Raw genomic sequence first — 14,089 nt, 5'->3', positions numbered from 1 at the left:
TTTATACCCTGCTGCCACCCACCCAGTGGTCCAGCAGGTTTAGCTGCTCATCCAGATGCAAAAAGCTGGCATAGCTACCCGGGGCCAGCTGCCCTGCCTGCTGGTGGCCTAAATAAGCTGCCGGAGTAGAGGTGGCCATTTGCAGTGTGTCGGTCAGCGAAAAGCCAAGGTCAAAATGGGTGTTACGCACCGCCTCAATCATGGTAAGCACCGAGCCTGCCAGCGTGCCATCATCCAACCTTAAGGTGTCTTTATCGCGCACTACTTTTGTGCCCTGATAAAAAAAGTGGTCAATATCGCTGGCAGCCGGAGCCATGGCATCGGTTACCAGACACATCCGCTGCGCCCCCTTGGCCCGGATTGCCAGCGTGGCGCTGGCCGGATGAACGTGGTGGTGATCCACAATCAGTCCGGCGTAGGTGTGTTGGTGATATAGCGCTGCGCCAACCACACCCGGTGCCCGGCTGGTCATGGCTGACATCGCATTGTACAGGTGCGTCACGCCCCGGGCGCCGGCGGCAAAAGCCTCGCTGGCCTGCTCAAAGGTGGCGTCGGTATGGCCCAGATTCACAATCACTCCTGCCTGGGTTAATGCGCTGATTTGTGCTGTGGTGACCATTTCCGGGGCCAGCGTCACAATCACCTGACCCAACGCCGGATCGCAGAACAGGGCTATTTCAGCTTCGCTGAGCGGGCGGATATGGGCCTGGCTGTGCATACCTTTTTTGGCCGCACTTAAATGCGGGCCTTCAAAATGCACGCCCAGAAACACATGAGGCGCGGTTTGTCTGACAGCGGCAATTTGCTGAGCAGCCTGACTCATCACCGTAATATCGTCGGTAATCACCGTGGGCATCAGGCTGGCGGTGCCGGTAGTGGCATGAGCGCTGGCCATCTGCATAAGACACGCTGTGGTGGGCGTGTGATTAAACTGCACACCGCCCCCGCCATTAACCTGAATATCGATAAACCCAGGGCACACAATGCCATCTAACACATAGGCATCAGAAGCCTCTGCATTGGGCGTAAGCCGGGTGATGGTGGTGTGACTTACCTCAATCAGTACATCGCTAAGCCATTGATGACCGGTAAACAAACGCCGGGCAAAAAAAGTCTGGGAAGCCGCCTGTGACATAAAACCTCGCAAATAAAATAAATTACCACTGATGGCGCCGGGCTAGGGTACAGGCACCGGCTGCCGGGCCGTGAAGCACATCCGACAACTGCCCCTGCAAGTCTTTATCCAGCCACTGCGACCATACCCCAGCTAGCCCGCCCAGCATACTTATACGCACCGGATGCAGCGACAACAGTTTACGGATCAGCCGGTTAAGATAATCAGCCCCCTGGCGCATAATGGCCATGGCATCCTCGTCGCCCTGCTGAGCCAGGGTAATGACCACCGGCGCCAGCTGAGCAAACTGGGCGGAGCGGTAATGCAGGGCGCTGCCCACAATATCGGCAGTGGTGTGCTGCCCCAGTGTCTGACACAGATGATGAGCCAGATTATGCGCACTGTTCAGGCCATCCAGCGCTTCCAGAGCGCAGCTGAGTGCGCGCTGGCCCAGCCAGGCGCCGGAGGCGGCATCACCGAGCTGAAAACCATGCCCACCCAGAATGGTGTGCTGGCCCTGGTGACTGATAAAAGCAGAGCTGCCGGTACCGGTGATCACAATTGCCCCCTCTTCACTGCCATGCGCGCCCACACAGGCGGTATGCAGGTCGGTGGTGACCATAAAACGGCTGACCGGTAACTGCCAGGAAGTGGTGCGCTGATGATAGGCCGGAATACTGACCCCGGCCAGTCCCAGCACCGCCGGAATATCCGCCAGTTGGGCGTCAGTCAGCCCGGCTATCTGCTGAATTTCACGACACGCCAGCGTCACAGAATCGAGCGCCTGTGCTGCGTCCTGAGCCGGGTTTGCCGGTCCGCTGATTGCCTCAGCAATTAGTTCGCCATGGTGTGTTTCCAGCCGGGCAAGGCACTTAGTGCCGCCGCCATCAATTCCCAGTACGTAGTGAGCGTCTGCTGCCATAACCATTCATTGTGATAAAAGAAACCAGGTTTTAGTTTACCTGTCATCAGGGCAAAACCCTACTGCTGTAAATGCATGATAAATTTAACCCAAAGTAGCATTAACATCTGTTTTACCTATGCTACTTTTAAATCATCAGCAGGTTGTAAGGTGGTCAGTATGGCAACAAAAGTCAGTCAGTCACGTCATGCAGCGTCCGGCACTCGCCGTCTCCGGCAGTTTTTAGGCAATGGTAACTTTTATTTTGCTGTGGCCGGTGTGGGCGCACTGATGTACATCGAGGTATTTCTTCGCTACTAGTGTTTATCCTGCGACCGGTTTTCCGGTCTCTTCAGCCAGCAGTTGCCGGTAAAGCGATTGCTGGCTTTTTAGTTTGTCCCGGCTGGCCCTTCCGTAACTCAGCAGATTACGATGACTGGTAAACGCCATATTCAGCATAACCCGGCGCTCGTTACCCCGGGATCGCTTGTGAAACACTTCCACATTTTCAAAAAACAGCGTACCGGCCGGCCCGGTGATCGGCGTTTGTTGACCGCTAAAGCGCTGCTCCGCCTCGTTATCTGTAATGATGCCTTTAATAATATCCCGTACACCGATGGCGTTATGGCTGCCTGCCAGAGCAATGTGATACGAGCTGTCAGATGTTACATCGGTCAGATACACAAAGACATTCATCGACTGCCAGCCCGCATAGTCAAAGTGGTAGTGGTTCTGGTCTAAAACCGGCAGGTCCTGCTCACAGCGGGTCACAAAAATTGAAGACTCGATAAGCACCGGCTCGCAGCCAAAATAGGTTCGCAGTACATTTTGTATTGCCGGGTCCCCGGCAATAGCGCTGACCGCAGACAGACTCTGGTGAGTTTGGTGATATTCTTCTGGCGGCAGCTGGTTAGTCAGCCGGGTTAGCGGCTCCAGGGTGGCCTGACTGATCACGCCGGCAGGATACACCCCCTTGTCATGCAGGGTGCGAGCTACCTTATAAGGGTTCAGGTGTAAACCGCAGGCTGATGGCGCATGGCTCAGCATGGCCGGGCCCTTGCAGGCGCGAATCAACCGGATAGGCACAATGCGCCATGGCCCGAAGTGCAGTAACTGGCGCAGGATACGAATGATATTATGCAGCCGGGTGCGTCGGGCGGTGCGCCGAAGCTGTTTAAATGCCGGTGTAAATAACCGGTTGGCAAGGTAAGAGGTGCTGACCATAAATGATGTCCTTATCAGTCAGGCCGCGATTTGCTGTCCATGATGCGGCCCTGTTAGATAGGCAGTTTCTTATACTAAAGTATAAATATCCATCAAATGCGATGAGTAACAGCAAATGCCCAGATCAGTCTTTGCTGGGGGAGAATTTTTGTAACTTGCGCTGTAAAGTACGCCGGTGCATACCCAGCGCTTTGGCGGTAGCCGAGATATTGCCCTGATGGGCCAGCAAAACCCGCTGAATATGTTCCCACTCGGCCTGCGCCGGGGTCATAGGACGGGGGGAGTTTGTCGCTTCTGGCTCTACCCGGTGTTCACCCAGCATAACCAGCAGCTCGTTAAAGCCAACCGGCTTGGCAACATAGTCGGTTGCGCCTTTTTTCAATGCAGCCACCGTAGTGGCAATACTGGCATACCCGGTCATCATGATCAGGTGCTGCGGGCTGAACCGCAAGGCCAGTTCACTGACATAGTCCAGCCCCAGCTCGTCATCTTCGAGCATCATGTCCAACAATATGCCATCCGCCTTTGGTGTATCACATCGCAGCGCGGTGCTAGCACTGCTGAAACACTGCACACAGAATAGGCCGGTTTGGGTAAAGCGGCGCGCCAGCACGGTGCTCAAACGGGTATCATCATCAATAATCAGCAGAGTTTTCATGCTGCCACCGGTAGCTGGATATGGGTCGTCACAAATCCGTTAGCGTAATACCAGTGCACCTGCCCACCAAACTTTTCAATGGTCGCGTTACTGAGAATGGCCCCGGCGCCGCTGCCTGACTCGCTGTCGACCAGCCGGCTGCCCAAATGCATCAGTGTGCTGGCATGGGCCGGGTCGGCGGCATTAATAAAGGTCAGTTGCCAGCTGTCAGCGCCACAGATCAGGGTAACCTGAACCTGTGGATCGGCGGTTTTGCTTCCTGCTTCACAGGCATTGAGTAAAATCCGGGTCAGGGCAGGCAGCAACGTGCGATCTGCCATAATACACGACCCCTGCTGCTGGTGCTGTGCCGGCCACTGTATCAGCGCCTCAGGCCGGGCCAGTGCCATAATATGGCGCAGTGACCGGACAACCTCCTTTGGCGTGAACCGGGTGGTTCTGGCTTCGCGAACATCATCTGCCACATCACGCCACTGTATCAGCATATGTTCAAGACGATGAAACTGCTCTTCCAGTTCAGGTAACACCGCCGCTTCAGAGGTTTCCTGCGCTTCTTCAAGTAACAGCCGAATAGTTTGCACCGGCGAGGCGGCATCGTGGGTAAGCTGGGCAGCCGCGGTGCCGATGGCCAGCAGTTGCTCATCCCGTAACTGCCGCTCGCGCAGAGTATGCAGCGCAGCATTCTGGCGGCTCAGCTGTAAACGAAAGTAGGCCACGACCGCGGCAATAAGCACAGATGTCAGCACAAAACCGATGATCATACTGTGGGCGTGCGCGGCCATTTCCATGTTATGTGCATGCAGGCGTGGCAGGTAAAGCTGGGTCAGCTGACCGGCGATACTGGCGATGACCACGGCCAGTGCCCAGGTGACCGGTAACAGCATCAGTCCAATAACCAGCGGCACCAGTAGTACCATGCTAAATGGATTGGTAGCCGCGCCGTTAAGTGCAATCACCGTGTTAAGCAGGGTGATTTCAAGTAGCAGAAGCAGGCAGGCCAGGCCATGATTCAGCGGGCGCTGGCGCAGCAGATACGTAAACAGTAACAGCAGCATGGGTACAGGAGTAAAGTACGAGAGTTAACGTACTTTACTAAAAGCGGTAGGTAACACCAACATTGAATGAGCGTCCCGGACCATCAAGCTGAGCAAAACCATTGGCCGGGTCGCGGCGAAAATCGGCCACGCTGACACCAGCCAGCGGCAGCTGATAGGTTTTATCGGTAAGATTATTGACCGCCAGTTCAACCGACCAGCTGGCCCAGTCGTATCGGGTCGACAGGCCGAGCAGCGCATAACTGGCTGTCCTGTTTTCAAGCCGGCGCGGGTCTACCTCGTCTTTTTCTCCCACCCACTGCCACTGCAGACTGGACTCCCAGTTATCCCAGGTATGAGACAGTGTCAGTGTGTTTTGCCAGGGCACAATCTGATACAAGGATTCATCTGTGTCATTGCGTTCGCCGTCCTGCCAGCTCAGGTTATTACTAAGCTGCCAGCGGCCGGTATTATTGTCTGCCAGTAGCACAACGCCTTTGATGGTAACGCCCATCAACGTGGCATCCAGATTGGTAAACCGCAGCTGATTACGTACACCATCGGGCTGCGCTGAGCGCACAAACTGCCCAATCGGCTGGCCATCAATATAATCTGATACGCGGGTGTACCATGCATCCACAGTCAGGGCGCGGTCGCGCTGTTCCAGCCGGTAGCTGACCGAGGCGGTATGCGCAGTTTCAGGCTTAAGGTTTATATTACCTACATAGGCATTGCCGTCGTTAAACCAGCCAATCATCGAGCTGGACATCATGCCCTGTCCCCAGGTGTAGCGTTCGTACAGGTTAGGAGCCCGGTTCTTGAGGGCAACGCCCAGCGTCAGGCTTTGCTCATCGTCAATACGGCGGGTGGCCAGCAGAGTCACATCAACAAGCGTATCGCTTTGGTCGCGATCTGCGGCATTAAAGTTCTGCGCTGCCAGCGCATCGGCATTAGCCATCATCATGTCCGGCATACTCATGCTGTTGTACGGCTGAACTTCGCCGGCCTGAGTGCTGACCTGCTCAACCCGCATGCCGGCACTGTAGTGCCAGCCTTCTGAAGGCTGCTGCGACCACTGTGCATAAATAGCAGTGCGTTGACGTCGCCCGTCATTAATATTCACATAGTTATCCGGACCCATCATCATGGACCCGGCAACGGCTGGCCAGTAGTCATTGAGTTTATTCAGGTAAAACTCCTGGCCAATTTTCAGTGTGTCCTCCCCCTCAAGGGCAAGACTCCAGGCCAGTTTGGCAGTCAAATCCTGAGAGTCGGTCAGCATCGGCATGGCGCCAGGCTTCTCGTCGGTAAAAAAGCCCATTTCATGTTTTACGTTACGCAGGCTAAGCAGTCCGTTGAAGGTCACGCTGTCAAACTGCTGCTGATAATCTGCCGTAATAGCGTTGGTGCGATTATCCACCATATCCATGTACTGGCCGGGAAACCCCTGATAAGGCACCGACTGGTGAGAATACTTAACGGTAGCCAGGCGATCTGCGTCCTGATAGCCGAGCGTTAGTGCGTGATTTTCAGCTTTATACAAGGTATCCAGCACCCGTTCGCCATCGCCATTATCGTAACTGTCGGCTTTTTCAATATTCCCGCTATAGCCTGCAAACCAGTGTTTGCTGGCTGCCTGTCCATTAAGATGATAGACCTGCGCATGGTTCACGCTGCGGTACTGAAAACCGGCACTGCCGCCGCCCCAGCTTAACGTATCGTTAGTAGTAAATGCTGGTGCCTGCGTATCGATACTGACCACACCGGCAATATTGTCACCTCCCTCACTGACTTTAGAGACCGCCGGCATGACCTGTATCTGACTGACCTGGGTAGCGGCAATGTAAGACAATGGTGGGTTCATCTGATTACCACAGGCGGCAGTAACCGGCACGCCGTCAGCCAGTACCTGGATACGATCGCCCATCATGCCGTTTAACACCGGCAGGGCTGACAAGCCGCCGCCTCCGGCGCTGTTTATATTGTGTTGTGCCAGCTGGTCTTTCAGCTCACCAGTCAGGTGCAGCTGAGAGTGATGACCGGTAATTTCGATGGTTTCCAGTTCCTGTGCGAACACCGGGGCGCTTAAAGCGGTGGCAACAGACAAACAAACAAATGCAATAGAATATGGAAGAGGTAAAGACACGCAAATAATCCGTTGAGCAAAATCGCGTGTAGTGTAGGGTTTTAACCAATAAACCAGAATGCGACAAATTGTCGCACGCTGGTGGTTTGAGGTAAGGGGGCCGGTAGTTGGCTATGATCAGAGCGGGTCAGGCCGCTAGCTGCAACAGCTGCCGGATGCTGTCTGGCCGCTGCTTAGTCTGGCACTGAGCTTTTGCCAGCCAATACGAATTATCAGGGCGCCCAGAATCACTGCACACAACGCGTAAATGGCTTCTGTGGTGCCGCCATGCAGGTGCTGACCACCGGCAGTGATAATCAGTGACTGCCAGCCAAACGCATCTACCGCCCAGTTCAGCAAATACCCCAGGCTAATCGCGGCGGAAGTTACGCTAAACACATACAGGGCAAGGGTGCGTTTACCCATTTCCTGCATGATCATGCCCATGGTAGACACATTGGTAGCCGGGCCGGCCAGCAAAAACACCAGCACTGCACCGGGGGAGAGGCCCGCAGCCAGAAACCCGACGGCAATCGGCGTAGAAGCCGTGGCACAGATATACATAGGTACACCGATAAACGCCATCACCAGCATTGCCATCAGGCCATCCCCCCACTGGGTTAAAAAGTCTGTGGGCACCCAGGTCTGAATGGCTGCCGCCAGCGCCAGACCTACCAGTAACCATACCGCAATATCTTCAAGCAGCTGGCCGGAGGCAAACTTCCACATGGCCGCTATTTTTCCGGGTTTGGCAGCCGTCTCGTGACTGTGCTCCTGTTCTTTGGAACCACAACAGGATGCTTGTGTCTGTGGTGCAGGCTCGCTGCAGCAGCTGTCTTTCGCTGGCGCAGGAGCAGGTGTTTCACTGCAACAGGAGGTCACCTGCTGCGAGGCTGCTTCTGCCTTTGCCATCTCACTATGGCAACTAGCCTGAACCTCGGCATCAGCGGGCGTAGGCTGAGTCGCAGGCCCATCTTCACGGGTGAATAGCTTCACCATGATTCCGGCATACAGCGCACTGAAAATGGCTGCAACCGGGCGTACTATGGCGTACAGCGGACCCAGCAAGGCGTAGGACACAGAGACCGAGTCTACGCCGGTTTCCGGTGTAGAGACCAGAAACGACACTGTAGCAGGCTTAGACGCACCGCTACGGCGCAGGCCAACCGCTGCAGGAATAACCCCGCAGGAGCATAACGGCAGGGGCGCACCAATTACCGCAGCTTTGCTGATAGCACTCACACTATTGCTGCCCATATGGCGTTGCAACAGGCTCACCGGCACCAGTTCATGCATGACCGCGGCGACCAGTAAGCCCAGCAACAGCCAGGGCGCTGATTCTAAAAACAGGGCGAGAAAATTTTCCAGTAACAACATCAGGTCATTCATAACGGTTTGTCTGACTCCAGCAGTTGAAGAATAGAGCAGTGGCCGGCACTTTCTGGCCCGCCGCTACATGCTGCGTGCAACTCAATCAGTGAACGGTGAATACGTTGCAGTTCAGCCAGCTTCTGGCTGACCTTGTCAATTTTCACCTGGGTGCGGGCTTTCACTTCCTCGCAGGTGTGATCATCCGGATGGGTTTTCAAATCCAGCAGTTCGGCAATCTCCTCAAGGGTAAAGCCCACCTGCTTGGCGCGCTGAATAAAACTCAGCCGGGTCAGATCTTCTTCGCTAAATAACCGGTAGCCACTGGCCGAACGCCGGGTCGCATTGAGCAGCCCCTTGCTTTCATAAAAGCGGATGGTGTCTACCGACACACCAGCCCGGGTGGCCAGTTCACCAATTTTTAAATGTGCTGATTCTTTCATCATGCTGCCAAGTATAAACTCTGGAGTTAACTCCAGAGTCAAGCATAAATAGTATCCTGACTCAATGAATATCAGATGGGGCGAGTGTAGCCCGGCAACCGGTGCCGGGCTAATGGCATTAAGCGATTACCATGATGGTATAGGCAGGCAGGGACAGCGGATTTTCAAGGCTGATGTTAGCAGTGTCAGTCAGCCCGTCCTGCCACGCAAACAGACATGTCGGATTCTCAGGTAAGCCTTCCACGGTATAGTCTTCCAGCGAGGTTCCGGATAAATTCATGATGACCCGGATATCCTGATGATGCTCATCATTGTGACGCAGGTAGCCGATGACCCGGTTTTTGCTGTCGTGATGAAACACACTAAAGCCATCGCCGGTCAGACCGGCTGCATTGTCACCGGCATTGGTACGCAGGGCCACCAGCTGACTGAAAGCGGTATAAAAATCACTGAACGTTTCCTTACGCGACCAGTCCAGCGGGTCGGTGTCGGTAAACCAGCCGGGCTGCATTAGTGCCTGACCCTGAAATAACATCGGCAGGCCCCGGGCACTGAGTACCAAAGCCGCAGCCAGCATGGCCTTGTTACGGGCAAAATAGTCTTCATCTACATTGCCCGGCGCCACTTCTTCTACCAGCCGCGCTTTGCCGTTGGCCACTTCATCATGGCTTTCGGTATAAATAACGCGGGTCAGTGCACAGCCATTGTACTGGTGCTCCAGGGCGTTGATCAGGGTCTGGGTATCAATGTGGGCATCATCACTTTGCTCCAGCAACTCACGCACCGGATGCACAAAAGCCGCATCCCACTGCGCGGTAAAACCACAGCCATTGTCATTGGGCGAGGCAGTAATGAAATCATGCTGATGCATGTCTTCGGCGATGATCATGGCCTGCGGAAAGTCACTGCGGATCTGGCCGTTAATGGCCTGCAGCAAGGTGTAGGCTTCATCAATGGTATCGCTGCCATCATCCACTGCCGACACAGTACGCATATAAGGCACCATATCCATGCGAAGCCCATCGGCTTTAAATTCACTAAGCCACATCAGGGCGTTGTCGCGCAGATAATCGCGCACTTCCTGACGTCCATAATCGGGCCGGGTATCACCCCAGGGGGTGTTACTGCGCTCATCATTATAAAAATAAATGCCGCCCTTATCGTTTTCATGCCAGCCATCAAACTGCCACAGGTCCAGATCGCCGGGCCCGAAGTGGTTGTACACCACATCCATAATTACCCCGATACCGCGCTGGTGGGCTGCATCAATAAACCGCTTAAGTCCGTTCGGGCCGCCGTAGGCTTCTTCTACGGCAAACGGGTGCGCCGGGTTATAGCCCCAGCTGATATCACCGGCAAACTCAAACACCGGCATCACCTCCACCACATTGATGCCCAGCGCTTTAAGGTCGTCCAGGCGACCAATGGCATCATCAAAGGTACCGTGCTGTTCGGCATCACTACGGGCAAACGTGCCAATGTGCATCTCGTAAATAACCCGTTGCTCAGGGGCTGGCAGCGTATAATCATTCACCTGCCAGTCGAAATCATCCTGATAAATAATACTGTTGCCCACCGAATTGGTCAGTCGGCGTGCCCGGGGATCGTTTTTTTCCAGCGTCTCGCCACTCGCAGTTCCGATAACAAATTTGTATTGCTGAGTGTTGGTGGCCTGTTTGCACACACACCACCAGATACCGCCCTCTGCGAGGGTCATTGACTCAGGTTGCCACTGATTAAAATCGCCGGTCAGAGCTACCGACTTAGCGTTAGGGGCCCAAACTGCAAACTGAAATCCTTCATCCAGTGCACAGGTACCCAGAATGCCATTAAATGCTGCCATGTGTTGTTTCTCCTAACCCTGTGAAATGCTGTGATGATTCATTCATCCAGGCAGGGTATAGGCAGATAGCAAAGACGATGCCCGGTAGCGATGTCACGTATTACAAGGGGTGGCGGGCAGATACTGCCGGCAGGTAAAATCCGGGTGAGAAGAATGGCATTAAAATGTAGAAGAAATTACACACTGCCGGTCATGAACACGGTTCATTAAGGCAGTGTGAGAAGGAAGCTAAACCGCTTTGCCGATGACGGTTTTTTCCTTAGTTTGCTTGCTGTGTTTTAACGCCTCGTTCATTTTACTGAACGCGTAGACCGCCGGCGACTCTACAGTGAGCTGTTCGCTGATTACTTCCCCTAACAGGGCTTCACCTTCTTGCATCAGGGTGGTCCAGTCATCGCTGTCGCCATACTGATGCAGCGCGCCCAGCGCCACTTCATGATAAGAAATGGTGCGGGTAAAGGCCTCATCAACAGGCTGTTCAATACGGCCCTGCACACACACAATATGACCATTGGCTTTAAGCAGCGGCACCAGCCCTGCTGCATGCTCAGGTCCTACGGCGTCAATCACGCCGTAATATTGCTGTGGCAGATTGTCGGTGAAGCGATGGACCTCGGTAATGCCCAGGGCGCAGGCTTCATCCTGATTCAGGCTGCCTGATAATGCATGAACCTCAAAGCCGGCTTTGTTTAACAGCTGAACAGACAGCTTGTTAACCGAGCCCAAGCCGGCCACCAGGACCAGCGCGCCCCGGCTAACCGGAATTTTACTTACTGCCTGCCAGGCAGTCAGCATCGGGCAGGGCAGGGCCGCCGCCAGATCAAATGGCAGCGCATCAGGCAACTGCATGACCCGGTTGGCTTTAAGTACCGTGTAGGTGGCGTAGCTGCCGTCCAGCTGCAGGCTATTGTGATAAGCCACCCGGCGTCCGGCCATGCTGCTGTCAACCCCACTACCTACGCCCACCACAATACCGGCGCCATCCACTCCCGGAATCTGGCCAACAGGCCAGTCGAGCGGGTTGCCTTCAATAAACTTCCAGTCGACCGGGTTAATACCGCTGGCCTGGTTGTCGATCAGAATTTCGTCATCAGCCAGCGCCGGCAACGTGATGTTGCCAAGCGTCAGAGGCTGGTCAGCCCCGGCAAATTGCCAGGCCTGCATAGTTTGCTGTTGCATATTACACATCCCATTCTGGAGAAAAATCAGGCGCCGCCTGACGATCCCCACAGTTAAGGGCATCAATGCGGGCAATCTCATCATCGGTCAGGCTGATGTTGGCGCCGTTTAAGTTGGTTTGCAGGTTTTTACGCTTGGTTGATGAAGGGATCGTGGCCATACCGTGGGCCAGCTCCCAGGCAATCACTACCTCAGCGGCGCTTACACCCTTATCTTTTGCAATGGCGCGGATAGTCTCATCTTTTAATACTTTGCCCACGGCAAACGGCATGTAACCGGTAATATGAATACCCTGTTCTGCGGCAAACTGACGCAAAGTGGTGTTAGTCAAGTACGGATGCACCTCAACCTGATTGGTAAAGATTTCTGATGCGCCCAGAATATCGATCGCTTCTTTTAACTGGGCAACAGTAAAGTTAGATACACCAATTTCGCGGGTCAGGCCCTGAGTCTTGACGTTGGCCATCTCACTCAGGTATTCCTGCATTGGTTCACCGTTGGCCGGTGACGGCCAGTGCACCAGCAGTAGATCAACATAGTCCAGTTGCAGCTTTTGCAGGCTTTCTTTGACGCTGTCCAGCAGCGCCGCGTTGTTCAGTTTGTCGTTCCATACCTTTGTGGTGACAAACAGTTCTGCGCGGGCAATCCCGCTATCGGCAATCGCCTGGCCGACTTCGGCTTCGTTGCCATAGATCTGCGCGGTATCGATATGACGGTAACCTTCTTCCAGTGCCATTTTCACTGAGTCATATGCAACATCACCTTCCAGGCGAAACGTACCCATACCAAGTTGTGGCATTGTCTGTTGTGGAGTCATCATCAATTCCTTCATGTATTCAGTTGTGTCTGTGCACAAACGTGGTTACAAATTAAAAATAGCCAAGTACTGTGCGGTAACTGGCCGGCTTTTGCCGTTCAGCTACGCGCTCAGCCAGGCTGTATAATTGCTTAGGCAATAGCCGCTTCCGACCGCTTGTCCAGAGCACCGGAGTAGCGGGTGGCAGCCAGTGCCAGCAGGGCAATACCCGCACCAATCCAGGCGGTGTCCTGTAGTGACATGTCCTCAACCACAAAGCCACCAATCACTGAGCCCACCGTAATACCAATGTTAAAGGCAGCGATGTTCAGGCCAGAGGCTACGTCCACGGCGTTCGGGGTGTACTTTTCAGCCAGCTGTACCACATACACCTGCAAACCGGGCACATTGCCAAAGGCGAAGGCGCCCCATACCAGTACCGTAATAACCGCGGCAATCTTGATGCTCATGGTGAATGTAAAGGCCAGCAGTATCAGGGTTAATCCACTGAAAATAATCGTCAGCGCTTTGATAGGACCGTGTTTATCGGCCAGCTTACCGCCCCAGATATTCCCCACGGCTACGGAGACACCGTAAACCAGCATGATCAGTGCGGTAACCGAGGTGGCAAAGCCGGTTTCATTTTCCAGAATCGGCGCCAGATAGGTAAACGCGGTAAAGGTGCCGCCGTAACCCAGTGCCGTCATCAGATAAACCAGTAGTAAACGGGGTTGTACCAATACCTGCAGCTGTTCAGATAACGTCGATGGCTTGGCCTGTTTAAGGTTAGATGGCACCAGCAGTGCACTACCGATTAGCGCCAGCAGACCTAAACCTGATACCACCACAAACGTGGCACGCCAGCCAAAGTTCTGACCAATCCAGGTGCCCAGCGGTACGCCGGTTACCAGCGCAACGGTCAGACCGGTAAACATAATGGCAATGGCACTGGCTTCTTTTTCTTTGGCAACCAGGCCAGTGGCAATGGTAGAGCCAATAGAAAAGAACACACCGTGAGCCAGGCCGGTCAGCAGACGGGCAACAATCAGGCTTTCATAGCCAGGAGCCTGCCAGGCCAGCAGGTTACCAGCCACAAACAGGGTCATCAGAGTTAACAGAACATGTTTGCGATTCCAGCGGCCGGTCAGGGCGGTCAGTACCGGCGCGCCCACCGCAACTCCAACCGCATACAGGCTTACCAGTAAGCCGGCCGAGGGCAGGGATACGCCCAGATCAGTAGCAATAGTAGGAACAAGTCCTACAATAACAAACTCAGTGGTGCCGATGGCAAAGGCACTGAGCGTTAGTGCAAATAACGCAATAGGCATAACAAATTTCCTCATCGAAGTTGATGCGCGAATAATGCCCACAGTTATCGTTGCTAAAAACAGCAATAGTGACAAA

General features: G+C 54.3%; 13 protein-coding genes. 1 reads left to right on the top strand and 12 read right to left on the bottom strand.

The window, feature by feature from the left end:
- Window position 1: 1 nt before the first annotated feature.
- Window positions 2-1,135: an N-acetylglucosamine-6-phosphate deacetylase gene (gene nagA / locus EZV72_RS17355; RefSeq protein ID WP_137168417.1), complete on the bottom strand. Its 1,134-nt coding sequence runs from the start codon at window positions 1,133-1,135 to the stop codon at window positions 2-4.
- Window positions 1,136-1,157: 22 nt separating this feature from the next.
- Window positions 1,158-2,036, bottom strand: a complete 879-nt coding sequence (locus EZV72_RS17350) for a BadF/BadG/BcrA/BcrD ATPase family protein (RefSeq protein WP_175405162.1) — start codon at window positions 2,034-2,036, stop codon at window positions 1,158-1,160.
- Window positions 2,037-2,195: 159 nt separating this feature from the next.
- Between EZV72_RS17350 and EZV72_RS18500 the strand changes: the two genes are divergently transcribed.
- On the top strand, window positions 2,196-2,336 hold the full coding sequence (locus tag EZV72_RS18500; RefSeq protein WP_175405161.1) for a hypothetical protein: 141 nt from the start codon (window positions 2,196-2,198) through the stop codon (window positions 2,334-2,336).
- Window positions 2,337-2,339: 3 nt separating this feature from the next.
- On the opposite strand, the gene EZV72_RS17345 is transcribed toward EZV72_RS18500, so the two are convergent.
- The 10 genes from EZV72_RS17345 to EZV72_RS17300 all read right to left on the bottom strand — a co-directional run bounded on the left by EZV72_RS17345 (window position 2,340) and on the right by EZV72_RS17300 (window position 14,013).
- Window positions 2,340-3,239 carry a hypothetical protein gene (locus EZV72_RS17345; RefSeq protein WP_137168415.1) on the bottom strand — a complete coding sequence of 300 codons (900 nt, stop codon included), beginning with the start codon at window positions 3,237-3,239 and terminating at the stop codon, window positions 2,340-2,342.
- A gap of 124 nt (window positions 3,240-3,363) precedes the next feature.
- Entirely contained in the window at window positions 3,364-3,897 is a 534-nt protein-coding gene (locus tag EZV72_RS17340; protein WP_137168414.1) for a response regulator transcription factor, read from the bottom strand.
- Entirely contained in the window at window positions 3,894-4,952 is a 1,059-nt protein-coding gene (locus EZV72_RS17335) for a sensor histidine kinase (protein ID WP_137168413.1), read from the bottom strand. The genes EZV72_RS17340 and EZV72_RS17335 overlap by 4 nt, the downstream gene beginning before the upstream one ends.
- 37 nt (window positions 4,953-4,989) lie before the next feature.
- Window positions 4,990-7,077, bottom strand: a complete 2,088-nt coding sequence (locus EZV72_RS17330; RefSeq protein WP_137168412.1) for a TonB-dependent receptor — start codon at window positions 7,075-7,077, stop codon at window positions 4,990-4,992.
- Between the two features lie 135 nt (window positions 7,078-7,212).
- Window positions 7,213-8,445 (bottom strand): SO_0444 family Cu/Zn efflux transporter, encoded by a 1,233-nt coding sequence (locus EZV72_RS17325; protein WP_137168411.1) that lies wholly within the window; start codon window positions 8,443-8,445, stop codon window positions 7,213-7,215.
- Window positions 8,442-8,909 carry a Zn(2+)-responsive transcriptional regulator gene (zntR, locus tag EZV72_RS17320; protein ID WP_232364459.1) on the bottom strand — a complete coding sequence of 156 codons (468 nt, stop codon included), beginning with the start codon at window positions 8,907-8,909 and terminating at the stop codon, window positions 8,442-8,444. Before zntR ends, EZV72_RS17325 begins: the two co-directional genes overlap by 4 nt.
- A 76-nt stretch (window positions 8,910-8,985) precedes the next feature.
- A complete protein-coding gene (locus EZV72_RS17315) occupies window positions 8,986-10,710 on the bottom strand; it encodes an alpha-amylase family glycosyl hydrolase (RefSeq protein WP_137168410.1) in 1,725 nt (574 codons plus the stop codon).
- Between the two features lie 228 nt (window positions 10,711-10,938).
- Window positions 10,939-11,889 carry an alcohol dehydrogenase catalytic domain-containing protein gene (locus EZV72_RS17310; protein ID WP_232364458.1) on the bottom strand — a complete coding sequence of 317 codons (951 nt, stop codon included), beginning with the start codon at window positions 11,887-11,889 and terminating at the stop codon, window positions 10,939-10,941.
- Window position 11,890: 1 nt separating this feature from the next.
- Complete coding sequence (gene dkgB / locus EZV72_RS17305) at window positions 11,891-12,706, bottom strand: 2,5-didehydrogluconate reductase DkgB (RefSeq protein ID WP_137168808.1); 816 nt, start codon at window positions 12,704-12,706, stop codon at window positions 11,891-11,893.
- Between the two features lie 131 nt (window positions 12,707-12,837).
- Window positions 12,838-14,013: an MFS transporter gene (locus EZV72_RS17300; protein WP_137168409.1), complete on the bottom strand. Its 1,176-nt coding sequence runs from the start codon at window positions 14,011-14,013 to the stop codon at window positions 12,838-12,840.
- Window positions 14,014-14,089: the final 76 nt, after the last annotated feature.

The sequence above is a fragment of the Salinimonas lutimaris genome (assembly GCF_005222225.1).
Classification (GTDB): domain Bacteria; phylum Pseudomonadota; class Gammaproteobacteria; order Enterobacterales; family Alteromonadaceae; genus Alteromonas; species Alteromonas lutimaris.
Note: the sequence above shows the minus strand (reverse complement) of the source record. Positions and strands in the feature narration are given on the sequence as shown.